Here is a 23,205-nt window from a genome sequence, read left to right as displayed (position 1 = left end):
CAGTCCCCTGGGCGATCCAAAGAATGGGCCCGTTGCAATCTACTCAATCTGCCCCACGAGTGCTGACGGGAAAATAGCAGGCGACCCGACGCCCATTCTCGGTCGTTCGAAGGTCGGGCGCGGTCTCTCGGCATCGGTCGGCGGCCAAGGGGCAGCGCGGCGCGAAATAACACCCGGGCGGCGGCGACAGCGGCGACGGGATCTCACCCGCGATCGGGTCGAACTCCACCAGCGTTTCCCGATTCAAAACCAGTTTCGGGATGGATGCGATCAAAGCCCGCGTATAGGGATGCGCCGGTGCCTCGAACAGGGCTTCCGTCGGCGCTTCTTCAACGATCCGCCCCAGATACATGACCGCAACCCGGTCGCTGACATGGCGAACCACCGACAGGTCATGGCTGATGAACAGGCAGGTCAGGTCCAGGTCGCGCCGCAGGTCCAGGAACAGATTGATGACCTGGGCCTGAATTGAGACATCCAGCGAGGCCACAGGCTCGTCGCAGATCAACAAGTCCGGTTGCATTGCCAGGGCCCGGGCAATGGCGATGCGTTGCCGCTGACCGCCCGAGAACTGGTGCGGGTAACGGTTGGCATAACTGGGATCCAGGCCAACACGGGCGAACCAGTCCAACACATAGGCGCGCGCATCGGCCCGCGTGACGAGGCCGTGCTCAATCGGGCCCTCCGCCACCGCGTCGCCCACCTTCATCCGCGGGTCGAGCGAGGCGAAGGGGTCCTGAAACACGGTCTGTACGCGAGTTGTCTGCTTCCGCCCGTCCGTCATGACCGGCTTGCCGTCCAATAAAACGGTACCGGCGGTCGGCGCCAGGATACCGGCGGCAACTTTACCCAGCGTGGATTTCCCGCAACCCGACTCGCCGACCAGCCCCAATGTCTTGCCCTTCTCCAGGGTGAGGGAGACATCGTTGACCGCCTTGACCGACCGCATTTCCACCTTGGCGCCAAGCCTGGCGGCGATCTTGTCGCCAAGCGTTACCGGCGGGCGAAACTCGCGCACCACATTTTCTACTTCGAAAAAGGCATCCATCAGGCAGCCCCTTCCATGGCCAGCGGATGATGACAGCGCCAGGCGCGCTTGGTGACGGCGGACAGGGCCGGCGCCGTATCACAAATATCCGTGGCGTAAGTGCAGCGCGGCTTGAAGGGGCAGCCCTGACCCAGCGATAGCAGCGAGGGCGTGGTGCCCGGAATCTGGCTCAGCGGCTTGCCCGGCTCAGCAGTCGCCGGCAGGGAGTCGATCAATCCCCGCGTATAGGGATGCCGCGGGTTGTTCAAGACTTCGGCCGTCGGCCCTTCTTCAACCACCCTGCCCGCATACATGACCAGCAGTCGCGTGGCGAGGCTGGAGACGGTTGCCAGATCGTGACTGATCCAGATCAGTGCGGTCCCCGTCTCCTGCGCCAGACTGCGCATTTCGTGCAGTATCTGCGCCTGGATGGAAACGTCCAGCGCCGTCGTCGGTTCGTCCGCAACGATGACCGAGGGATTGTGCAACAGCGCGATGGCAATGGCGACGCGCTGACGCATACCGCCGGAGAATTCATGCGGGTAGTTGTCCAACCGCGAACGCGGATCCGGGATACCGACCTTTTCCAGAACCTCCACGCAACGTTTTTCCGCTGCTGCACGGCCCATCGAGGCATGCGCATCCAGCGCCATCGTCATCTGGGTGCGGATGGACAACAGCGGGTTCAGGGTCGCAATCGGGTCTTGGAAAATCATGGCGATGTCGCGACCCCGGCGCTTGCGCAATTCGCGTTCCGGCAATCCCACAAGATCCTGCCCATTGAGGACGATCCGCCCGCGATCGATCCGGCCCGGCGCATCGACCAACCCAAGCAGGGAGAAACCGGTGACCGTCTTGCCGGACCCGGATTCGCCGACCAGCCCCAATACTTCGCCCTTGCGCAAGGTGAAGCTGACGCCGTTTACCGCCTTCACGACACCGGCCCGGGTGTGAAAACTGGTGCAGAGGTCCTGAACGTCGAGAACAAGAGTCATTTGCGGAGCCTCGGATTGAACTGGTCGCGGATCTGGTCGCCGACGACATTGATGGCGACGATCAGGATTATCAACGCGATGCCCGGGAAGACCGAAATCCAGTACCGGCCGCTCATCATATAGGGGAAGCCGTTGGAGATCAGCATGCCCAGGCTCGGTTCCGTCACCGGCAGGCCTAGGCCCAGGAAGCTCAGGGTCGCCTCCAGGGAAATCGCATTGGCGATCTGCACCGTCGCGACAACGATCAGCGGTGGCATGCAGTTCGGCAGCAGATGCCGGACGGCGACCTTGTAACCGGCAAGCGGCGTCGCGAGGGCAGCCTCCACATAGTCCTTGCGCCGTTCGGCCTTGGCCGCGCCATAAGCAGTGCGTGCGAAATAGGCGTATTGTGCGGCGACCAGCGCGGCGATCAGCTGCCCCTTCCCCTGCCCCAGCAGCGCCACCAGCACCAGCGCCAGCAGGATCGCCGGGAAGGACAGTTGAAGGTCGATCACCCGCATCAGCACGGTTTCGATCCAGCCCCCTGCGTAGGCGGCGAAGATACCGACGATCGTGCCCAGGACCAGGGCGATCGCGCCCGCCGCAAGGCCGATGATGATCGAGATGCGCAAACCGTAGAAAATGGCGGACAGCAGGTCCCGTCCCTGCGGGTCGGTGCCCAGCACATGGACATAACCGCCGGAACCCACGAAGCCCGGCGGGCGGCGCGCGTCCAACAGCGATAGCAGTTCCAGATTGTACGGGTCCTGCGGCACCAGCAGCGGCGCCAGGAAAGCGACCACGGCCAGCAGCACGACGACGACAAGGGACCCGACGGCGAATTTGTTCTCCGAGAATTCCCGCCAGAACAGGCGCAGCGGCGATTGGGTATCCGAAGCTGACATCATGCCCCCTTGGCGCGGATGCGCGGATCGATGAACGCGAAGACCAGATCGACCGTCAGATTGATCAGCACGAAGAGCAGTGCCGTCAGGATCAGATAGGCGACCATGACAGGCCGGTCGAGGACCGCGATGCTGTCGATGATCAGCTTGCCGACGCCCGGCCAGGAGAAGATCGTCTCGGTCACCACGGCGAAGGCGAGTGTCGACCCCAGTTCAAGGCCGAAGACCGTGATGATCGGAATGGAAATAAGCTTGAGCAGATGACGGCGCAGGATGCGCCCTTCGGAAATGCCCGCCGCCCGCGCGAATTTAATCGTATCGGTCAGCATGGTTTCCCGCGTTCCCGCGCGCGCCAGGCGGATCATCATCGCCAGTTTGAAAAAGGCGAGGTTCAGCGCCGGCAGCACGATATGGGACAGACCGTCGAAGGTCAGGAAACTCCATTGCACGCCGAACAGCGAGACGGTTTCGCCCCGTCCGCCAGCCGGAAGCCAGCCGAGATTGACGGCGAATGTCAGAATAAGGATTAGCCCAACCCAGAAGCTTGGGACGGAAAAGCCCAGCACAGAGACCGCCATGATCGTCTTGGCGATGATGCTGTCAGGTCTGTACCCGGCATAAATGCCAAGAACCACACCGCCGACCGTGGCGGAGATGACGGAAATCAAGACCAGTTCGAGCGTCGCCGGCAATCGACCCAGAATCAGCTCAAGAACCGGGAGGTTATAAATGAAGGAGCGCCCGAAATCGCCCTCCGTCAAATTACCGACGAAGATGAAATACTGTTTCCAAAGCGGCAGATCGAGGCCAAGGCTACGAATCGTCGCTTCGCGGATTTCCTGCGTCGCTTCGGGCGGAATGATGATTTCGATGGGGTTGCCGATGGCATAGACCCCAACGAAGACGATAACGGACATCGCCGCCATGACCAGGCTGGCCTGAATCAGGCGTTGAATGACGAACCCCAGCATGACGGATCGAGCCCTGACTTAATCTGAAAATTATGGCCGGGGAGGAAAACGCCCTCCCCAGCCATTGTGACTCAACCCTTCGGCTTTATGAAGAAAGCCAGCGTGTCTTCGTCGAAGCGCGGCGGGAAACTAAGTTTTCCGGCCTTGGTCGCCCAAACGGTCTGCAATTGGACAACCGGAATGTAGACCCGGTCGGCCATGGTCAGTTCCATCGCCTCTTCATACAACGCACGGCGGGCATCGGCATCGAGCGTCATCGCGCCCTTTTCCATCAGCTCGTCGACCTTCTCGTTCTTATAGGCGACGCGGTTGAAGGCGCCCATCTTGACGTCGGGGTCGTTGGAATGCGCCAGCGCACCCAGCGTATAGGACGCTTCACCGGTCAGCGTGCCCCAGCCGTTCATGAAGACGGAATATTCCAGGCGCGACTGAGCCGGGAAATAAACGGTCTTTGAGATGGCGTTGACGTTGGTCTTGATGCCGATCTGGCTGAACATCTGGCCCAGGCCCTGGCAGATCGCGCCATCGCCCGGAAGACGGTCGGAGGTGCAATACAGGTCCATCTGGAAACCGTCCGGATAGCCGGCTTCGGCCAACAGCGCCTTCGCCTTGGCACTGTCATGCACGCGGGCGGGGATCTTTTCGCTCGATCCGAAGAAGCCGGCCGGCATCATCTGATTGGCCGGCTTGCCGAGCCCTTCAAGAACGATGTCGACCATCGTCTCACGGTCGATGGCAAGATCGATCGCTTCACGAACCTTCGGGTTCTGCAACGGATTTTCCGCCAGCTTGGACCCGTCCATGGCATAGACCTTCGGCGTATCAGGACGCTGGTCCAGCTGCAGGTTCATGATGTAGACGCTGTCGCCGACGACCGCATCGACCGAGGAATCCCGCTGCAAGGCGAGATAGTCGACGGAGGACACATAGTTGATGATGTCCACCTGGCCGGCCTTCAGAGCGGCAAGACGCGCGCTGTCATTCGGGATTTCCTTGCGGATGACCTTTTCCCAGGCTCCCTTGCCGCGCCAGTAATCGTCGAACCGTTCCAGAACAAGGTCACCCTTCGGCTCCCAGCTGACCAGCTTGTATGGGCCGGTGCCGACCGCGGCCGGACCGCCGTTGAAGCCCGCGGAGGCGGTTTCCTTCGTGGAGTAGTCCTTCGCGGCTTCGGCGCTGACGATGAACAGCCTTACGAAGTCGTAGGGCAGCGTGGCGGCCGGACCGTTGGTGTGGATGTGGATCGTATAAGGGTCGATGATTTCGACCGATTCGACACGGCGAACATAGATCGTCGTCGTTGTCGGGCCGCTGACCGCCGGAATGCGTTCGATGGAGAACTTCACATCTTCCGCGTCAAAGGTGGAGCCGTCGTGGAACTTGACCCCTTCGCGCAGCTTGAATTCCCAGGTCGTCTCGTTCAACGGCTTCCAGGACGTCGCCAGACCCGGCTCGATCTGCAGGTCGTCACCGGACCAGACCAAGGTGTCGAAGATATGCTTGGCGGCTTCGGCATGACTGCCCAACGCCGAATAATGCGGATCCAAAGATTCCGGACCACCACGGACTCCCATCGTGAGCGTCTGCGCAGACACGCCTGCTGCGGACACTGCAACACCCAAGGCAACTGCCAAGGATGCCAACAATTGTTTCGCTTTCATTGCTCCCCCGTCCAAGTTTGTGTGTGTCAAAATAGTTCCACATGGAACTTACAAGCTTGACGGTGGTACGGAATAGTGTTGATGTCAAGTTCTATATGGAACTAAATAAGTTTCAAAAGAGGGTGGGAAACATGCAATTTGCAAATGACTTTGTCGTGAACCGACGAAGCGGCGGGGTATCGGGAATGGATGAAATGACCGAGGCCAAACTTTGGACCAATCCCTGCCCGTTTGCCTTTCGACTCAACTATCTGGCGCTTCGCTATAACACCCCCTGCTATGGCTGGGTGCAGAAGACAGAAGGGCTCAGCCGCATAGAATACGTCGTGATCTATTCCATCGCGCTGTGCGAGGGCGGCCAGGCAAGGGACATCGCCCACTCCTCAGGCTTTCCGAAGAACAGCCTGTCGCGCGCCATGGCCAAGCTTGAAAAGGAAGGCCTGATCTATCGCGAGCAGGACGAATCGGACCGCCGCAATCAGTCGCTGTATCTGACTGAAAACGGGCGCGCCCTGTTCGACCGTACCGTCGCCGTCTTCGAAATGCGTGAACGGGAAATGCTGGACGGCCTGAAGGAAGACGAATTGAAAACCCTGTCCAATCTGCTGGCGAAGGTCGTGCTGAACTGCGCACCCCTTTCCGACGAGATACCGGACTCATTCAATCCACAAGAAGCGGGGAAGACCGAAACATGATGATCGCTGAAATGAACTGGATGGATGTCGAAAAGCAGGTCGCCAAGGACCCACGCTGCGTCCTGCCCATCGGATCGACGGAACAACATGCGCAACTGTCGCTATGCGTCGACGTCATCCTGGCCGAACGGGTGGCCCGGGAAGCCGCCGAACCGCTGGGTGTTCCCGTCTATCCGGTCATCCCTTTCGGTCTGACCCCCTATTTCAGCGCCTATCCAGGGACGATCACGCTACGGGTCGAAACCCTTATGGGCTTGATGCGCGATGTCATAGGGTCGCTGCGCCGCAGCGGTTTCCGCAATATCTTGATGGTCAATGGCCATGGCGGCAACAACCCGATCGGCGCACTGGCGCAGGAATTGATGGCCGATTACGGCGACATCTCAGTCCGCCTGCACAACTGGTGGGCCGCGCCAAAGACCATGCAGGCGGTGAAGGACGTCCACCCTGTCGGCAGCCATGCCAATTGGATGGAAAACTTCCCCTGGACCCGTTTGCCCCACGCGCCTGCCCCGGAAGGCGAAAAGCCCGTCGTGAACCTGGACGCGGTGAAGGCGGCGGCCCCGCATGACGCGAAAAAGCTGTTGGGCGACGGCAATTTCGGCGGCCCTTGGCAAATGCCGGACGATCAGGTCATGAAAGTCTGGAATGCCGGTGTCGAGGAAACCCGCGAGGCCATCGAAGGCCCCTGGCCGAACTGGGACAACCGGTGATGACGGAGGCCGGGCAAGAAGACACGATCCTGATCTGGGGCGCCGGCGCCATCGGCGGAATTCTGGGCGCCTATTGGGCGCGCGCCGGCCATCCGGTGCTTTTGGTCGATATCGACGCGGCCCATGTCGCGGCCTGCAATGAAACAGGCCTGCATATCGAAGGACCAGTCGAGGAATTCATCCAAGCCGTGCCCGCAGCCACGCCGGACCAGGTGAAAGGCACCTTCCGGCGCGTGGTGCTTGCGGTGAAGGCGCAGGCAACGGAAGCCGCGATGAAGATGCTACTGCCGCATCTGGCAGACGACGGGTACATCCTGTCCGCCCAGAACGGTCTGAACGAGCATCTGATCGCTGAACTTGCCGGCCCACAGCGGACGATGGGCGCCTTCGTCAATTACGGCAGCGACTGGCAAGGGCCGGGCCGGATCCTGTTCGGGAATCGCGGCGCGGTCGTGGTCGGCGAAATCGACGGCAGCATCCGTGACAGAACCCGTGAGATGTTCGACCTGTTGAAGGTCTTCGAGCCCGATGCGGTTCTGACCGAAAACATATGGTCCTATCTCTGGGGTAAACTTGGCTACGGCGCGCAGCTTTTCGCAACCGCGCTGACGCCGGACAGCATGTCGGCCAATTTCGCCGATCCCGACCGGGTACCGGTGCTGATCGAACTGGGGCGGGAAGTCATGAAGGTCGCCAAGGCCGAAAATATCCCACCGCGCGGCTTCAACGGCTTCGACCCGGCCGCCTATAGCGATACGGCGGGCGATGCCGAAGCTCGGGCCTCGATTGCCGCGTTGGCGGCGTTCACCTCTAAGACCGCGAAGACCCATTCGGGAATCTGGCGCGACTTGGCGGTGCGCAAACGCCGGACGGAGGTCGACCCGCAGATCGGCATCATCGTGACGATCGCCGCAAAACACGGGTTGGACGTCCCCGTCCTGGCCCGGCTTGTGGAACTGATCCACGAGATCGAAGACGGCAAAAGGCCGCAAAGCAAGGACACCTTCATGGAACTGGACAAGGTCCTGCGGGGGACTGCGGCAGCATGACCCTCGCGCTTGTTACCGGCGTGGTGGGCGGCATCGGTGCCGCCATCGCGCGCAGATTGCGGCAGGATGGCATGGATGTGGTCGTGACCGACATGCCGGGCCCTGCTTTCGAGGCGGCACAGGCCGAACTGGGCCTGCCCGGCCATGCGGCCGATCTGGGCAACCGGGAAGATGTGGCGCGCCTTGCCGACACGATCAAAAAGCACCAGGGCGCGCCGACGGTGCTGGTCAGCGCCGCGGGCGGTGTCCGCGGTCAGGTCCACCATCCGGTGGAGGATGTCGCGGAAGACGACTGGCGCGCCATTTTCGCCGCCAATACGGACAGCGCTTTCTTCCTGGCGCAGATGTTCGCGCCCGCCATGAAAAAACGCGGCGCGGGTCGCATCGTGACCATCAGCTCCGGCGCGGGGTTGAAGCCGAGTCTGACCAAGATCCAGGCCTATACCGCCGCCAAGCACGCGCTGGTCGGCCTGACCAAGCAGTTGGCGCTGGAACTAGGGCCTTTCGGCATCACGGTCAATTCCGTCGCCCCCGGTTTCGTACTGTCGAACGACGCCACCCAGCGGCAATGGGAAAGCTACGGCGCGGACGGCCAGAAGGCGCTGGTCGAGAACATTCATCTGCGCCGTCTGGGCCAACCGGAAGACATCGCAAACGCGGTCGCCTTCCTGGTCGGCGACCAGGCTTCCTGGATCACCGGACAGATTCTGTCCGTCGACGGGGGCCATAGATGAACACCGATCCACTGGCGGAGGTTCTGGCGGAAAGCCGGGCCGGCCGTGAGGTTTTTCACACCCGCCTGAAAACCTATCTCAGTTGCCAATCGGTCAGTACGGACCCGGCCTATGCGGAAGGCATGGCGGCGGCAAGGTCTTTCCTGACCGACCTGCTGACCGGCATGGGATTTTCCGGCATCCGGGAACTGGATGGCGGCGTCGACGGACACCCTGCCTTATATGCCGAATGGCTGAAAGCCGACGGCGCGCCGACCATGCTGATCTATGGGCATTACGACGTGCAGCCGCCGGACCCACTGGACCGCTGGACCACCCCGCCTTTCGACATGCAGGAACGCGACGGGCGTCTTTACGCGCGCGGCATTTCCGACGACAAGGGTCCGACGTTGATCGCACTTGAAGCGATGCGCGCCTATATCGCCGTTCAGGACAGGTTGCCCCTGAACGTGAAGATCCTGCTGGAGGGAGAGGAAGAAACCGGGTCCCCTTCCCTGCCCAATATCCTGAAGCGGAACGCCGACCTGCTGTCGGCCGATGCCATCCTGTCCGCCGATGGCGCGCGCTGGCGGTCGGACCTGACGGCCGTCAATGTCGGTTCTCGCGGCAATGGCGGACTCGAATTTTCCCTGCGAACCGCCGATCTGGACCTGCATTCCGGCCGATATGGCGGCGCGGTACCCAACGCCCTGCATGAAATGGCGCGGGTCATCGCCGCCCTGCATGACGCGGACAACCGGGTGACCGTGCCCGGCTTTTATGACGATATCGTCATGCCAGACGCCGCGACCGAAGCCGACCTCCACGCCATTCCTTTCGACGGCGCCGCCTGGGCGGGCGCGGTCGGGGCCGCCGAACAAGGTGAATCCGGATACACGACCCTGCAGCGTTTGTGGGATCGCCCGACGCTGGAAGTGAACGGCATGTGGGGGGGCTATCAGGGTGCCGGCAGCAAGACCGTCATTCCGAACGAGGCCCATGCCAAGATCACCATGCGTCTGGTGCAAGGCCAAAAGCCGGAAGCAATCCGCGACGCGGTAAAGGCCCATATCGCCGCGCTGGTGCCGCCTGGCATCGAACTGACCTTCACGGCGGACCGCGGGTGGACAAAGGCCTATGCGGTCCCCGGGGCGCACCCGCTGCTGCTGGCAGCGGAAGAGGCCCTGTTCGAAACCTTCGGTCAGAAGCCGGTCCGTGTCCGCATCGGCGCGACACTGCCCTTGTCGGACCTTGTCGCACGCGAATTGGGTATCGACACGATCATGTTTTCCTTTTCCACCGCCGACGAACAGTTCCACGCGCCGAACGAATTCCTTCGCGTCTCCGCCATCGACGATGGCATTCGCGCCTGGATCACCATTCTGGACAGGATCGGAAAGCAGTCGCCCGACCAATACTTGCCCTATCGCCAAAAATGAGCGCCCCCTTATCGGTCAACAATACACGCGGCGCGCTGCTGCTGGCGATTGCCGCCGCCGTCTTCACCGGCGAAGTCACCGTCGTCCGCCTCTTGAGTGGGGAGGTCGCCAACGGTCAGATCGTCTTTGCGCGGGCGGCAGTGCAGTTGATCATTGTACTGGGCTGGATCCTGGCGACACGGCCAAGCCTTGTGAAAACCGCCCGGCCTGGCCTGCATCTAATCCGCGGCCTAACCAGCCTGCTATGCTGGTTCTTCTACTATCGCAGCTTCCAGAGCCTGGATATCGCGGTCGCCACAACGCTGACCTTCACCACATCGCTTTTCGTCGTCGTCCTGGCAGGACCGTTGCTGAAGGAACATGTCTCCGCCGGGCGATGGGCATTGACGCTGCTGGGCTTTGCGGGCGTGATGCTGGCGATGGGGCCGGAAAACCTGTTCGCCGCAGATTTCAATTTCGGCTTCGTCTACGGGCTGGTGGCGGCCATGGCCGCCGCGGCGCTCGTCTTCCAGAACAGAGTACTGACCCGCAGCGAGACGACACCGACCATCATGCTGTATATCGGCCTGATCACGACGTTGGGCGCCCTGCCCGGCGTCATCCAGGAATGGCGTCCGCTGGCGCCGGAATTGATCGGGATGCTATTTCTATCGGGCGGTCTGGGAACGATCGGCATGATCCTGACGGTCGAGGCCTATCGGGTCGGGGAAGTATCCGCGCTCGCGCCCTATCCCTATCTTCGCATCGCCTTCGCCATCCTCGTCGGCTTCCTGATGTTCCAAGAACTGCCGACTGTCGAGGCATTGATCGGCACTGCCGTCATTGTCTTCAGCGCGCTCGCCGTGCGACGGGGAGAACCGAAACGACGCGGCCTATCGGCCCCGATGCGATAACGGAACCCTGTTGCTTGCATGAGGAAATAGGCCGGCGGACCATTCAGCCCGTCAGCCAAGAATTCAGTAAAAATTCCTTCGGAGCGGTATAGAACGGTGCCGCCGTTAGAATCTTGTTCTTCCGACTAGTGAGGTTTCCGGCTTCCGCGCTGAGTTTCAGATAATTCTGCCAGCCCGGCGCGGTCGCCGCTAGATTGATAGGATCACACATTCCCGCCTTGATGACGCAACCGCCGCTGAGGCTCTTAGCGGTCGCGACCCGGCGGGAAGAAAGCGCAAAGGCGTCAGCCAAGGATTTCGGTGCGGAGAAATGGTTCTCAGCCCCCTACCAGATGCTTGCAGATCCCGAAATCGACATCATCACCGTCGCGGTGAAGGTTCCCGCGCACCGCGATCCAATGCCCCTCACCCGATACGGATCGTTTAGACCCCGGATCAGATATCGAGCGTGTTGTCTTTTTCCCATTGGCTGAAATGGGTTACGAAAGACGTCCATTCCTGCATTTTCATCTTGATGTACGAGGCCGAAAACGCGTCGCCCATCGCCTCTTTCAGCTCCGTGTCGCTGTCATATTCGCGGATGGCGTCTAGCATGTTTAGCGGCAGCTTGGGGGCGCCGCGCACCGTGTGGCCCTCGGCATACATGTCGATGTCGTAGCGCTTGCCCGGGTCTGCCTTGCTGCGGATACCCGACAGACCGGCGGCGATGATGACGGCCTGCAGCAAATACGGGTTGGCGGCGCCATCGGGCAGCCGCAACTCAAACCGGCCAGGACCGGGCACGCGGACCATGTGGGTGCGGTTGTTGCCGGTCCATGTGACGGTATTTGGCGCCCAGGTTGCGCCCGACATCGTACGGGGGGCGTTGATGCGCTTATAGCTGTTCACGGTCGGGTTGGTGATCGCGGCCAACGCACTGGCATGTTTCATGATCCCGCCAAGGAAAAATTTCCCCTGCTCGGAGAGGCCCAGTTCACCGGTCTGGCCTTCCCCTTCCCCTGCAAACACGTTCGTGGTGGCCGCCTCGCCCGGCGCATCCCAAACCGACACATGCGCATGACAGCCGTTGCCGGTCAGGCCTTCAATGGGTTTGGGCATGAACGTCGCGCGAAAGCCGTGCTTTTCCGCAACAGATTTGGTCATGAACTTGAAGAAGGAATGCTTGTCTGCGGTTTTGAGCGAGTCGTCGAATTCCCAATTCATTTCGAACTGGCCATTGGCGTCCTCGTGGTCGTTCTGGTACGGCCCCCAGCCCAATTCGAGCATATAGTCGCAAATCTCTCGCACCACGTCATAGCGGCGCATGACCGCCTGTTGATCATAGCATGGCTTTTCAGCGTTATCGAAGGGATCGCTGACTTGGTCACCTTCCGGGGTGAGCAGGAAAAACTCGGCCTCAACACCTGTTTTAACGTGCAGCCCCATATCGGCCGCCTCATCCACCAAGCGCCGCAGGACATTACGTGGGGCTTGGGCCACGTCCTCGCCTTCCATCACACAGTTCGCTGCGACCCATGCCACTTCAGGCTTCCATGGGAGTTGGATTACGGAGGACGGATCCGGCACGGCCAGCATATCGGGGTGCGCCGGGGTCATGTCGAGCCATGTGGCGAACCCGGCAAAGCCCGCGCCGTCTTCCTGCATATCCGCGATGGCCTGCGCAGGCACCAGCTTGGCGCGCTGCCCGCCAAAAAGATCCGTGAAGGAAATCATGAAATATTTGACGCCGTTGTCTTTGGCGAATTTCGCGAGATCAGTGGTCATGCAATCCGTTCCCCATTGTCTGTCCATGAATTGGAAAAGGCGCGGCATCCGCGCCGCGCCTTTCGTGCTCCCCTTAAAATGCCGTGCCTGGCTTACCCGGCCACCAATCCGTGCCCGCTAGCGGGACCTTGGCCATTGCTGCGGCCTCCATGGTTAGCGCGCAAAGATCCTCGGGTTCCAGGTTATGCAATTTGTTCTTGCCGCAGGCGCGCGCAATTGTCTGCGCTTCAAGCGTCATCACCTTGAGATAGTTGCGCAAGCGCCGCCCGCCTTCAACCGGATCGAGACGCGCAGAAAGCTCGGGGTTTTGCGTGCTGATGCCCGCAGGATCATTGCCTTCGTGCCAGTCGTCATAGGCCCCCGCCGTGGTGCCCAGCTTTTGATATTCGGCTTCCCATTTGGGATCGTTATCGCCCAGCGCAATCAATGCGGCGGTGCCGATTGAAACGGCATCGGCCCCCAAGGCCATGCATATGGCCACATCGGCGCCGGTTCGCACGCCACCCGACACAATCAATTGCACCTCCCGGTGCATGCCAAGGTCTTCCAGCGCCCGCACCGCTTCGCGGATACAGGCAAGGATGGGCATCCCGACATTTTCGATGAACACATCCTGCGTGGCCGCCGTGCCGCCCTGCATCCCGTCGAGAACGACGACATCCGCACCGGCTTTCACGGCCAGCGTGGTGTCGAAATACGGCCGCGACCCGCCGACCTTGATATAAATCGGAACCTTCCAGCCGGTGATCTCACGCAACTCCAGTATCTTGATTTCAAGATCATCAGGCCCTGTCCAATCCGGATGGCGGCAGGCGGAGCGTTGGTCGATCCCCTTGGGCAGGTTCCGCATGCCCGCAACGCGGTCAGTGATCTTTTGCCCCAGCAGCATACCCCCGCCGCCTGGCTTTGCGCCCTGGCCCACGACGATTTCAATGGCATCCGCGCGGCGCAGGTCATCAGGGTTCATCCCATAGCGCGACGGCAGGTATTGATATACCAGTTTTTCGGAATGGCCGCGTTCTTCGGGGGTCATACCGCCATCCCCTGTGGTGGTAGAGGTCCCTGCCAATGTGGCGCCACGGCCCAACGCCTCTTTCGCGGCACCGGACAAGGCCCCAAAAGACATACCGGCGATGGTGATGGGTATGTCCAGCTGGATCGGGTTCTTGGCAAAGCGCGTGCCCAGCGTCACAGAGGTGTCGCAAGCCTCCCGATACCCTTCGAGCGGATAACGCGAGATTGACGCGCCCAAAAACAGCAGGTCGTCAAAATGCGGCACCTTGCGTTTGGCCCCGCCGCCGCGGATATCATAGATACCCGTGGCCGCGGCACGCCGGATTTCGGCGTTGGTGTCTTGGCTGAAGGTTGCGGATTGGATGGGCATGGTGCGCGGGGCGCTGATGTTTTCGTCGTTCATGTCGCCTGCCCTCAATACGCATTGTCGATTTTAAAGTGGTAAAGTTCGCGCGCCGAACCGTAGCGCTTGAACTCTTCGGGTTTGGCATCACAGCCGCCACGTTCCAGAAGATCCGTAAGAAGCGTTAAGTGTTCGGGTCGCATTTCCTTCTCGATGCAATCCGCACCCAGCGACTTCACCGATCCGCGCACAAACAGACGCGCCTCGTAGATGGAATCGCCCAAGGCATCGCCGGCATCACCGCAGACCACCAAATTTCCGGATTGCGCCATGAACGCCGACATATGTCCGACATTACCGTGCACGATGATGTCGATGCCCTTCATAGATATTCCGCAGCGCGACGAGGCATTGCCCTTGATGACAAGCGTGCCGCCATTGCCGGTCGCACCGGCATATTGCGACGCATCGCCCGTGATCACGACCTTGCCACTCATCATATTTTCGGCAACCCCCGGACCGGCCGAGCCGTCCACAGTGATCGTGGCCTGTTTGTTCATGCCAGCACAGTAGTAGCCGGTTGACCCTTTAACCGTTACGTCAATCGGCGCGTCCAGCCCCACGGCAATTGCGTGACTGCCCTTGGGGTTCGTAATTTCCCATGTGGTCTGGTTCGTGGTTTCCGCCTGGGCCTGAAGTGTTGCGTTCAAATCGCGCAGAGCGGTGGTTTCCATGTCAATCGTCTGCATGTTAGGCGGCCTTCTTCGTGGGCGTGGAGGGGCTTTGGTGGCTCCAGAAATAGACGGTCGCGGGTTCCGGTTCCCAAACGCGGGCCTGTTCGATGCCCGGCAAGTTGACCAGCGCGCGGTATTCCGACCCGAAAGCCACATATTGATCGGTTTCGGCCATCACCGCGGGTTTGCAGGCAATCGGGTCTCGCACGACGCCAAACCCGTCCTTGGTGCCGACTAGAAAGGTAAAGAACCCGTCGAGGTCATTCAGCGCGCCCTCCAGCGCTTCACCCAAGGTCGCGCCGTTCTGGATGCGCCACGTGATATAGGCAGCACCAACTTCGGTATCGTTCTCGGTCTCAATATGCACACCTTCGCGCTGGAGTTTCCGGCGCAGGCGGTTGTGATTGGACAGCGACCCGTTGTGTACGAGGCACTGGTCGGGGCCGGTGTTGAACGGGTGCGCCCCCATGGTGGTGACCAGCGATTCCGTCGCCATGCGGGTATGGCCGATGCCATGGGTGCCGGACATTGACGCCAAATCGAAACGGGCTGCCACATCCTTTGGCAGGCCGACCTCTTTATAAATCTCAACCGTATCGCCCGTCGCCATAACACGGATGTCCGGGGCGATCTTGGTGAGCAGTGCGCGCGCGGCGGACAACTGCCCGCGCTCGACTTCCAACACCGCATGAGTGTCCTTTGCGCGCAGATGTACCGCGCCGCCCAAGGCAGCCGCCAAATCTTTCTCCAGCGTCGCAAACGCCTGTTCCGGTTCGTCGGACTGGACCGTCAATTTTGAGATGGCCGGGTTGTCTTCCCCATATATCGCGATGCCCGCGCTATCGGGACCCCGGTCCGTCATCGTGACCAGCATAGCGGTCAGCAAGGAACCCAGCTGAGGTTCCAGTGCTTTGTCTTTCAGAAAAAGGCCTACAATTCCGCACATTTCTTGGCCGCTCCTCGCTCACCATTCTGTCCCTTCCGGGCCGTTGCAGGCAGGTTAGCAGCGACGTTTTAAAATCGCAATACGGTGAATATATTTTTACTTTTAAGAAACTTTTGCTGACCTCGCGGCACGGCGTCCCGAAGCATCCAACGGGATTTTTAATCTCGTAACTTCAAATAGTTACAGGCCGTTCGCCGCCATATCTCCGCGGGTTTCACAACTTATTTCGCTTGCGACGTCGTTTTTGGCCCCAAAGCCCCTGTAGGTTCCCGAACCAACCTGGCTAGAGGGCGCAAAGTGATCGAATTCAATACGTTATTCAGATTTCAAATTCAGCACCAAAGCGTTCGTTGGCCACAGGGGATGGGGACCTGCATGCCGGGAGGCGCGGGTCCAAAATCCGGTCAGCCATGCAATGCGGCTCTAACGGCGAGTTAGCCGGGCCATTGGAGGGCCTGGGCAAAGTAGAACTCCGATACGCGTTGTCGTGCCTGCCAAACCCAAAACAACCGTCCCCTCGATCTTGTTTAATGAAGGGAAAAATAGTTTAAATCAGTGAATAAAGGCTAACAAAGACAGCCGGTTCTGATCTTATCGTGACCAAGCGCAATCGAGGAAACACATGGCGACGGACACTGGCCCACGCCCATCTACAACGAAACTTGACCAAGATCCGCATCGCGTTCGCGACGACAGCGAGAAAAACCTAGAGGTCGCTATTGGCCGCGAAATTCGCGCCTTCCGGAAGCAGCAGGGCATGACCGTTGCGGAGATGGCCAAACTGACCAACCTTTCCATCGGGATGCTGTCGAAGATCGAGAACGGCAACACCTCCCCTTCTCTGACCACCCTGCAAACGCTCGCCAACACGCTTTCCGTTCCGCTGACCGCATTCTTCCGCGGCTTTGAAGAAAGACGTGAAGCCGTTTTAACCAAAGCCGGCCAGGGGATGGAAACGGAACGTGCGGGCACAAGAGCGGGGCATCAATACAATTTGTTGGGCCATATCGGATCGAATTCAAGCGGCGTCATTGTTGAACCATATCTAATATCGCTGAATACAAAATCCGACACGTTCAAAACCTTCCAGCATGACGGGATCGAGATGATACATATGCTGGAAGGCAAAGTGGATTACCTGCACGGGAGCGAGATCTATCACCTTGAACCCGGCGACACACTGTTCTTCGATGCCGACGCGCCGCATGGACCGGAACGGTTGGTCGAATTCCCTATCCGATACCTATCCGTCATTTCTTATCCACAACACAAAGCCTGAGTTTCTTCGCAAAGGTTCCCGGCCAAGTGTCTCAACGCGGCTAGGCGCCGACGCTGGATATCACTGTATCGAGATCTCGCACCACGTTTTCCATGTACCGTTCGTCATATCCGGACTCATTGTCCAGGACACTTAGAAAGGCCGCTGCTACGCCGCGGTTAGGATCAGCCATGACAAATTGGCCGCCGTACCCCGCATGACCAACCCAAACACCGTTGGTCATCAGATGGTTCGAATATCGGACGTGCTGTCGCGGCGGTTTGAAACGCGGGGCGGATCGTTCGATGCTTTTCCTCAGGAAGGCTCCATTGAACATCGTAGATCCATCCGGTCCAGCGCCCCATCGGGCGAACAACAATCCAAGCCGAACCGCATCCCGGGCGGTGAGACAACCGCCCCCAGAAAAGGCTGGATACCCATCCGGGCTGATACTGATATGAAAAGCTCCCTCATAACCAGCGGCGGATACGACAGCCTCTATCAATTGTTCCAAGGGGACCGGCGACACTTGTGAGCAAATCAGCGTTAAGACATCGGTGTTCACCGATTTGTAATGGACAACACCGTCACCGGCTCTCACGCCCGCCCCACCGATCCCATGGGCGAAATCCGACAGGCCGGACTCGCTCTCCCCCTGCGGCGGCAGACGCCATCCAAGGGCGACTTCTTCCCGATAACAATCGGCATTGGGGTCGCTGTAATCCTCGGAAAAATCATTCACCACCTGCATGTCCAGCAAGTCCTGGACCGTGACATGGCGATAACCATCGCCAATGTCAGGCAGAACACGCGACACCGGCAAGGTGGGATCGATGCGACCTTCCGCTATCAACCATCCGACCATCAGATGTATGTGCAATTTCGTGACAGATTGTATGGAGTGTGTTTGCGATACGGGGAAGTCGGGTGCGCGCACCTCGAGTAAGATTTCGTTGCCGCGTGCGACGACCAATGCGGAAAGATATGGCTGCTCTGAAAGCCGACGCGTCGCATCCAAACCCATAAGCTTAGGGCAATAGGATTCTTCAAGGGCGAGGACGCGGGCGGCACGAAAACTGCGCGCACGCCTGAAAAGGCGATCCGCATTGTGAAACCCATTGCGCCTGAAGGCCGCGCGCATCCATTGCTGTTTGTGGTCGTCGCCGACTACCAGATCCGGATTGGGAAATGTTTCCAGCCCCGTCATCGCCCACCGTCGATGCTTTGCATGAGCACGTCGACGATAACCACCCTGTCTTCGTATACAAAGAGTGGATTTACCTCGATTTCCGTAATCGTGTCCGCATGGTCAAGTGCAAAGCTACACAGTGTTTCCAATGTCGTCACGATGGCGTCGACCGACCCTTTTCTCCCGCCTCGATATCCCTGGATGATACGATGGACTTTCAGTTTCTCGAGGGAGCGTTCCAGATCCGTGCGTAAACAAGGAAGCAACAGGGTCACCACATCGCCAATCAATTCGGTAAGGACACCGCCGGAACCCAAAGTTAGAGCCAATCCGAACTGTGCGTCACGGCGAATGCCGACAATCACCTCCGCGACCGGTTTGGGTCCCATCGCTTCGACAAGAAAACGGTCCGTTACCGCTTCGGGATTACAAGCGGCAACCTCTTTGCGCATTTGGATCAGCGCGTTCGACAGGTCCTGCCCATTCTCCAAATGTAAGGCAACGGCACCGACATCGCTCTTGTGCTGAAGCATTGGCCCCATCATCTTGAGCACCACCGGGTAGCCAATTCTTTCTGCTGCAGAATGAACCTCATACCCCTCTACACAAAAGCCACTGGGCACCGGCAGTCCGGCGTCCCGAAGGCGCCGTTTTCCTTCCGCTTCGTCCAAGACAGTCACAACCGCCCCGGCAGGTAACGGAAGCGGTTCTTGCCGAGGTTTGTCGGGTACGGAAGGCAGCCCCAACGCCCATGCGGTAGCACCATCGATCGCTTCTAAAGCCTCATGGATACCTTGGATCGGCGCTATCCCTTCCGCGATGAGAAAATCCCTGGTCTCACGATCGATGTTTTCAGGAAAAGTCGAACAGATCGCAGACGGTATCGCGGAAGTCCGTGTTGCCGCGATAAAGGCTTGGGCGTCGTTCAAATAGGATTGCTTAGATTCATCCAACCCCTCTGCGGGATAGTCTTGCACCAACAGCGCGGCGTCCACCCTGTCCGTGCCAATAGCAGCCTCGAAAACGGGCCGTGTATATTCCGGCTGCCCCCAAATCGGGGTCGTGTAGTCGAGTGGGTTTGAAACAGTTGCAACCGGCGGCAACAATTCCTTCAGGCGCACCGCCAGATCCCCATCGAATGCCGGAAAGTCTACCCCGATCGATTCCGCGCGGTCCGCTAGCATCGTGGCGCCGCCGCCGGAACAGGTGAAGCCGGCCAACCTGCGCCCTTTCGGTGCCCCAGCGACAGTAAGGAACTTCAGAGTTTCCAGAAATTGAACCGGCGACTGCACGGCAATGATATTAAGCCGCTCAAACAGGGCATAGAAAAGCTCGTTCTCGCCGGACAATGACCCTGTATGGCTTACAGTCAAACTGCCGCCGATCGCCGAGGTCCCGGTACGAAGAGCGACGATGGGTTTTTCCAACCGGGCTGCCTTGATCGCGACTTCCTCGAAACGAGGGATACTCGATATACCTTCAATATGCAGGCCGATTGCCCGAACCCGTGGATCCTCACTAAGAACTTCAACGAAATCCTCCAACCCAAGGGCGGCCTGGTTGCCCGCGGAAACCATATAGGTCAGTGGAAGCGAACGCTGACACATCGTTATGTCGGAGGAGAGCATTCCGCTTTGCGTGATTATCGCCGCCCCATACCCCGGTGAACCACCGCCATGGGCAAAAGGCCACAGAGCCACCCGGTCCGGATAGTTGATGACGCCATAGCAATTCGGCCCTATCAACGCCATGTCGCCAGCCGCCTCGACCAGGGCCTTCTCCAAGTCGACGCCCGCGCCGCCGGTTTCTTTGAAACCCGCGCTATAGCATACGACTCCACCGCCCCCCATTCGGTTCAATTCCGCGACCGCTTCAACCGCCGCATGAGACGGGATCGCGACATAAGCCGCGTCCGGTGCCTCGGGCAAATCCGCCAGCTTTGCGTAGCACGGAATGCCCAAAAGATTATCTCTTCTTGGATTGACCGGCCAGAACTGACCCGAGAATCCGATACGGCGTGCCTCATTGAGGGCGACGGATGCATCCGCTCCACCGATGAAAGCAATATGGCGAGGATTCAAAAGGCGTTTAAAATTCCGGGTCTGCGCAGGTGTCATGCGCCCAGAGGCCTCAAGATGCTCCGCGTAATAATGTGGCGCTGGATTTCCGATGTGCCATCCCAGATTCGTTCCAAACGGGAATCGCGCCATAGCCGCTGAACGGGCAGTTCTTCCATCAAGCCCATCCCGCCGAAAATCTGCACTGTATCGTCCGCTACGCGATTGAGCATTTCCGAGCAGAACACCTTTACCATCGCTGCGTCTTCGTCACGCAACGCACCGGCATCGGCACGTTGAACGGCATCGGTGACCATCAGGTCCGCCGCCCGCAATCCCATTGTCATGTCGGCCAACCGAAAACCCGTCGCCTGGAACTGCCCAATCGGCTTGCCGAACTGTTTGCGGCTAGCGGCCCAATCCGTTGCCATTTCCAACAAACGTTCCGCCTTACCGCAACAGGTCGCACCGACCCAGATTCTTCCCATGCCGAGCCATTTGCCGGCGAGTTCCAGACCACGTCCCTCTACCCCCAGCATTTTGTCGGGCCCAATGCGGACGTCATCGAATGCGAGTTGATAGGTCTTGTATCCGCGGTAACTGACGCATTTGTTGCCTTCTTGGATATCAAACCCGGGCAACCCCACATCGACAAGAAATGCGGTCACACGCTTGCGCGGTCCCCGCGGGGTTTCATCGACACCTGTTGCCGCGAAAACGATGGCGAAGTCGGGCATACAGGGGCCGGAAATGAAGTGTTTAGACCCGTTCAGAATCCAATCGTCGCCATCCTTTCGCGCCGTCGACTTCATTCCCATAACATCGGAACCCGCCTCAGGCTCCGTCAGGGCGAACAACTCGCGCTTCTCGCCGGAAACACACGGCGCCAGGTATTCTTCCCTCTGCGCATCGTCACAGGCGAGCAGAATCTCTGTCGGTCTGGCGATCCAGGAATGCAACGCGTGAGACGTCTTGCCGTATTCGCGTTCCACGAGGGCCATGGCTGAATAATTCAGACCGCCACCGCCGACGTCTTCCGGTAGATTGGCAGCAAACAGACCCACTTCCTTTGCACGGGCTTCGATTTGCCGACCCAAGTCTTCGGGGACCTCGCCAAGCCGGTCCACCTCTTCCTCATGCGGCAGCAGCTCTTCTTCCATGAAGGCGCGCACCGTGTTCAGGACAAGCTCATTTTCATGGGAAATTTGATATTCCACATCTCTCTCCGAGTTTGTATCAAGCAGATCTCTGGCGTTTGCGGATGATCAGTTCATACGAGACAAAGGCCAGTGCGGTCAGAACAATCAGGACAACCGCCGCGGATGCGACCGTTGGATCCGTGTTTTCGCGAATGCCGTTCCACATCCGTCTCGGCAGCGTGTAGACCGAGAAGCGTGAAATGAAGAGCGTGACGACGATCTCATCCCAAGACAGGATGAAGGCAAACAGGGCCCCTGCCCAAACGCCGGGTTTGATCGACGGTAGAATGACCATCCATAGGGTGGTCATGGTGGATGCACCCAGGTTGCGGGAGGCTTGCTCCAACTTTGGGTCAAAATTTGCCAGGGACGCGCTGACGGTTATCAAGACCATCGGGGTCGCCAGGATGGTGTGGGCAAGGATCAATCCCGGATAACTGTCCAATATTCCTAGAGGAATCCAGAGATGGTAAAATGCCATCGCCGAAATGATCTGCGGGATGATCAGCGGCAGCAGAAGAAAGGCCCGCACCGTCTCCCCCATCTTTGAAGAAACCCGCCACAATCCGACCGCACACAACGTGCCGAAAATGGTGGAAAGCAGCGCGGTTGCTCCAGCGATCGTGGCACTCTGGAAGAAACTGGATATCCATTGGCTGCTATTGATCAGCGTCTCGAAATGCCTCAACGACAACTCACTCGAGGGGAATGAGAGAAACCGTTTAGGCGTTAAAGAGACCGGAATAGCGACAAGGGCCGGGAGCACGAGAAACATAAGGAGCGACCATACGGCACAGGTGCGGATACGGTCGGCAAAGGACTTTCGACGCATTACCGTCCTCCCCCAAACACTGCGGAAAGCTTCATGAAACGCGACATCACGTACAACATGCCCAAGACACCAAACAGCATGAGCGTCGCCAGCATGGCAGCCGTACCCCATTTCAGCGTGATCAGAATCTGAACCGAAATGTACTCGGCGATCATCAGCACTTTGCCGCCGCCGAGAATTGCCGGCGTGACGTAGAACCCGAGGCTTAGGATGAAAACAAGAATCGTGGACGCGACGATACCTGGAATCGTCATCGGCAAATAGACACGCAGGAAGGTTTGCGTTCCCGTTGCGCCAAGGTTCTGAGAGGCGCGCATGACCCGCATGTCCAGATTCCGCATATTCACCAAAAGCGGCAGAACAGCGTATGGAATCATGTAGTGGATCATGCCGATCAGGACCCCCAACTCGTTCCTGACGAAGGCGATCGGTTCATTGATCACACCAATGGCCTGCAAACCATTATTGAGCAGCCCGTTATGCCCAAGCAACATTAGCCAAGAAAATGTACGGACTAGGATGGAAATCCAAAACGAGACCAAAACGAGGGCAAGCATCAGGTTCTGCTTACGCTGATCCATATGAACCATGGCATAGGCGATCGTGTATCCGAACAGAACACTGAAGAACGTGGTAACAACACAAATACGAATGGTTGTAAGAATAATTCGGCGTAACGATTCCGTATCGAACAAGGCCGCGTAATTGCCCAGACCCGGCTCCGGTTCAACCACGCTGAGCCACAGCACATTAGCGATGGGATAGATATAGAATCCTGCGATGACCGCCAAAAATGGCAATATCATCAACCATCCGCTGTGTATTGGAA

At 59.1% G+C, this 23,205-nt stretch carries 22 protein-coding genes; 8 read left to right on the top strand and 14 right to left on the bottom strand.

Annotated elements, in window-relative coordinates; all coding sequences use genetic code 11:
• Window positions 1-43: 43 nt before the first annotated feature.
• From EOI86_RS04985 to EOI86_RS04965, 5 genes are all read right to left on the bottom strand, one after another.
• On the bottom strand, window positions 44-1,048 hold the full coding sequence (locus EOI86_RS04985; RefSeq protein WP_127764006.1) for an ABC transporter ATP-binding protein: 1,005 nt from the start codon (window positions 1,046-1,048) through the stop codon (window positions 44-46).
• Window positions 1,048-2,022 carry an ABC transporter ATP-binding protein gene (locus EOI86_RS04980; protein ID WP_127764005.1) on the bottom strand — a complete coding sequence of 325 codons (975 nt, stop codon included), beginning with the start codon at window positions 2,020-2,022 and terminating at the stop codon, window positions 1,048-1,050. The genes EOI86_RS04985 and EOI86_RS04980 overlap by 1 nt, the downstream gene beginning before the upstream one ends.
• A complete protein-coding gene (locus tag EOI86_RS04975) occupies window positions 2,019-2,909 on the bottom strand; it encodes an ABC transporter permease (RefSeq protein WP_205032065.1) in 891 nt (296 codons plus the stop codon). The genes EOI86_RS04980 and EOI86_RS04975 overlap by 4 nt, the downstream gene beginning before the upstream one ends.
• Entirely contained in the window at window positions 2,906-3,877 is a 972-nt protein-coding gene (locus EOI86_RS04970) for an ABC transporter permease (protein WP_127764004.1), read from the bottom strand. The genes EOI86_RS04975 and EOI86_RS04970 overlap by 4 nt, the downstream gene beginning before the upstream one ends.
• A 71-nt stretch (window positions 3,878-3,948) precedes the next feature.
• Window positions 3,949-5,538, bottom strand: a complete 1,590-nt coding sequence (locus EOI86_RS04965) for an ABC transporter substrate-binding protein (RefSeq protein WP_127764003.1) — start codon at window positions 5,536-5,538, stop codon at window positions 3,949-3,951.
• Window positions 5,539-5,669: 131 nt separating this feature from the next.
• Here EOI86_RS04965 and EOI86_RS04960 point away from each other — a divergent pair, with 131 nt between their 5' ends.
• From EOI86_RS04960 to EOI86_RS24935, 7 genes are all read left to right on the top strand, one after another.
• Window positions 5,670-6,233 (top strand): MarR family winged helix-turn-helix transcriptional regulator, encoded by a 564-nt coding sequence (locus EOI86_RS04960; protein WP_127764002.1) that lies wholly within the window; start codon window positions 5,670-5,672, stop codon window positions 6,231-6,233.
• A complete protein-coding gene (locus EOI86_RS04955; RefSeq protein WP_127764001.1) occupies window positions 6,230-6,946 on the top strand; it encodes a creatininase family protein in 717 nt (238 codons plus the stop codon). The genes EOI86_RS04960 and EOI86_RS04955 overlap by 4 nt, the downstream gene beginning before the upstream one ends.
• Window positions 6,946-7,995, top strand: coding sequence for a ketopantoate reductase family protein (locus EOI86_RS04950; RefSeq protein WP_127764000.1), 1,050 nt, complete (start codon window positions 6,946-6,948; stop codon window positions 7,993-7,995). Before EOI86_RS04955 ends, EOI86_RS04950 begins: the two co-directional genes overlap by 1 nt.
• Window positions 7,992-8,729 carry an SDR family NAD(P)-dependent oxidoreductase gene (locus EOI86_RS04945; protein WP_127763999.1) on the top strand — a complete coding sequence of 246 codons (738 nt, stop codon included), beginning with the start codon at window positions 7,992-7,994 and terminating at the stop codon, window positions 8,727-8,729. Before EOI86_RS04950 ends, EOI86_RS04945 begins: the two co-directional genes overlap by 4 nt.
• On the top strand, window positions 8,726-10,147 hold the full coding sequence (locus EOI86_RS04940) for a M20/M25/M40 family metallo-hydrolase (protein ID WP_127763998.1): 1,422 nt from the start codon (window positions 8,726-8,728) through the stop codon (window positions 10,145-10,147). Before EOI86_RS04945 ends, EOI86_RS04940 begins: the two co-directional genes overlap by 4 nt.
• Complete coding sequence (locus EOI86_RS04935; protein WP_127763997.1) at window positions 10,144-11,040, top strand: DMT family transporter; 897 nt, start codon at window positions 10,144-10,146, stop codon at window positions 11,038-11,040. The genes EOI86_RS04940 and EOI86_RS04935 overlap by 4 nt, the downstream gene beginning before the upstream one ends.
• A gap of 194 nt (window positions 11,041-11,234) precedes the next feature.
• Window positions 11,235-11,513, top strand: coding sequence for a Gfo/Idh/MocA family oxidoreductase (locus EOI86_RS24935; RefSeq protein WP_420810082.1), 279 nt, complete (start codon window positions 11,235-11,237; stop codon window positions 11,511-11,513).
• Here EOI86_RS24935 and glnT read toward each other — a convergent pair.
• The 4 genes from glnT to EOI86_RS04910 form a co-directional block, all read right to left on the bottom strand.
• A complete protein-coding gene (glnT, locus tag EOI86_RS04925; protein ID WP_127763996.1) occupies window positions 11,476-12,804 on the bottom strand; it encodes a type III glutamate--ammonia ligase in 1,329 nt (442 codons plus the stop codon). The two genes, EOI86_RS24935 and glnT, sit on opposite strands and share 38 nt — an antisense overlap.
• A 73-nt stretch (window positions 12,805-12,877) precedes the next feature.
• Complete coding sequence (locus EOI86_RS04920) at window positions 12,878-14,221, bottom strand: FMN-binding glutamate synthase family protein (RefSeq protein WP_127763995.1); 1,344 nt, start codon at window positions 14,219-14,221, stop codon at window positions 12,878-12,880.
• Between the two features lie 11 nt (window positions 14,222-14,232).
• On the bottom strand, window positions 14,233-14,910 hold the full coding sequence (locus EOI86_RS04915; protein WP_127763994.1) for a GltB/FmdC/FwdC-like GXGXG domain-containing protein: 678 nt from the start codon (window positions 14,908-14,910) through the stop codon (window positions 14,233-14,235).
• Window position 14,911: 1 nt separating this feature from the next.
• On the bottom strand, window positions 14,912-15,841 hold the full coding sequence (locus EOI86_RS04910; RefSeq protein ID WP_127763993.1) for a class II glutamine amidotransferase: 930 nt from the start codon (window positions 15,839-15,841) through the stop codon (window positions 14,912-14,914).
• Between the two features lie 622 nt (window positions 15,842-16,463).
• Between EOI86_RS04910 and EOI86_RS04905 the strand changes: the two genes are divergently transcribed.
• A complete protein-coding gene (locus EOI86_RS04905) occupies window positions 16,464-17,120 on the top strand; it encodes a helix-turn-helix domain-containing protein (protein ID WP_127763992.1) in 657 nt (218 codons plus the stop codon).
• A gap of 40 nt (window positions 17,121-17,160) precedes the next feature.
• Here the strand turns inward: EOI86_RS04905 and EOI86_RS04900 are convergent, their stop codons facing one another.
• From EOI86_RS04900 to EOI86_RS04880, 5 genes are all read right to left on the bottom strand, one after another.
• The gene (locus EOI86_RS04900) at window positions 17,161-18,306 is read right to left on the bottom strand and encodes a serine hydrolase domain-containing protein (protein ID WP_127763991.1); all 1,146 of its coding nucleotides are present in this window, start codon (window positions 18,304-18,306) and stop codon (window positions 17,161-17,163) included.
• Window positions 18,303-20,405, bottom strand: coding sequence for an acetate--CoA ligase family protein (locus EOI86_RS04895; protein WP_127763990.1), 2,103 nt, complete (start codon window positions 20,403-20,405; stop codon window positions 18,303-18,305). The genes EOI86_RS04900 and EOI86_RS04895 overlap by 4 nt, the downstream gene beginning before the upstream one ends.
• Entirely contained in the window at window positions 20,402-21,562 is a 1,161-nt protein-coding gene (locus tag EOI86_RS04890) for an acyl-CoA dehydrogenase family protein (protein WP_127763989.1), read from the bottom strand. Before EOI86_RS04890 ends, EOI86_RS04895 begins: the two co-directional genes overlap by 4 nt.
• A gap of 19 nt (window positions 21,563-21,581) precedes the next feature.
• On the bottom strand, window positions 21,582-22,232 hold the full coding sequence (locus EOI86_RS04885) for an ABC transporter permease (protein WP_240035573.1): 651 nt from the start codon (window positions 22,230-22,232) through the stop codon (window positions 21,582-21,584).
• Window positions 22,233-22,375: 143 nt separating this feature from the next.
• Window positions 22,376-23,182 (bottom strand): ABC transporter permease, encoded by an 807-nt coding sequence (locus EOI86_RS04880; RefSeq protein WP_240035572.1) that lies wholly within the window; start codon window positions 23,180-23,182, stop codon window positions 22,376-22,378.
• Between the last annotated feature and the right edge of the window lie 23 nt (window positions 23,183-23,205).

Origin of the sequence: Hwanghaeella grinnelliae (assembly GCF_004005845.1) — a bacterium.
In the GTDB taxonomy this organism is placed as follows: Bacteria; Pseudomonadota; Alphaproteobacteria; order UBA8366; family Aestuariispiraceae; genus Hwanghaeella; species Hwanghaeella grinnelliae.
The sequence above is the reverse complement of the archived record's forward strand: the minus strand, read 5'-3'. Positions and strand labels throughout refer to the sequence as shown.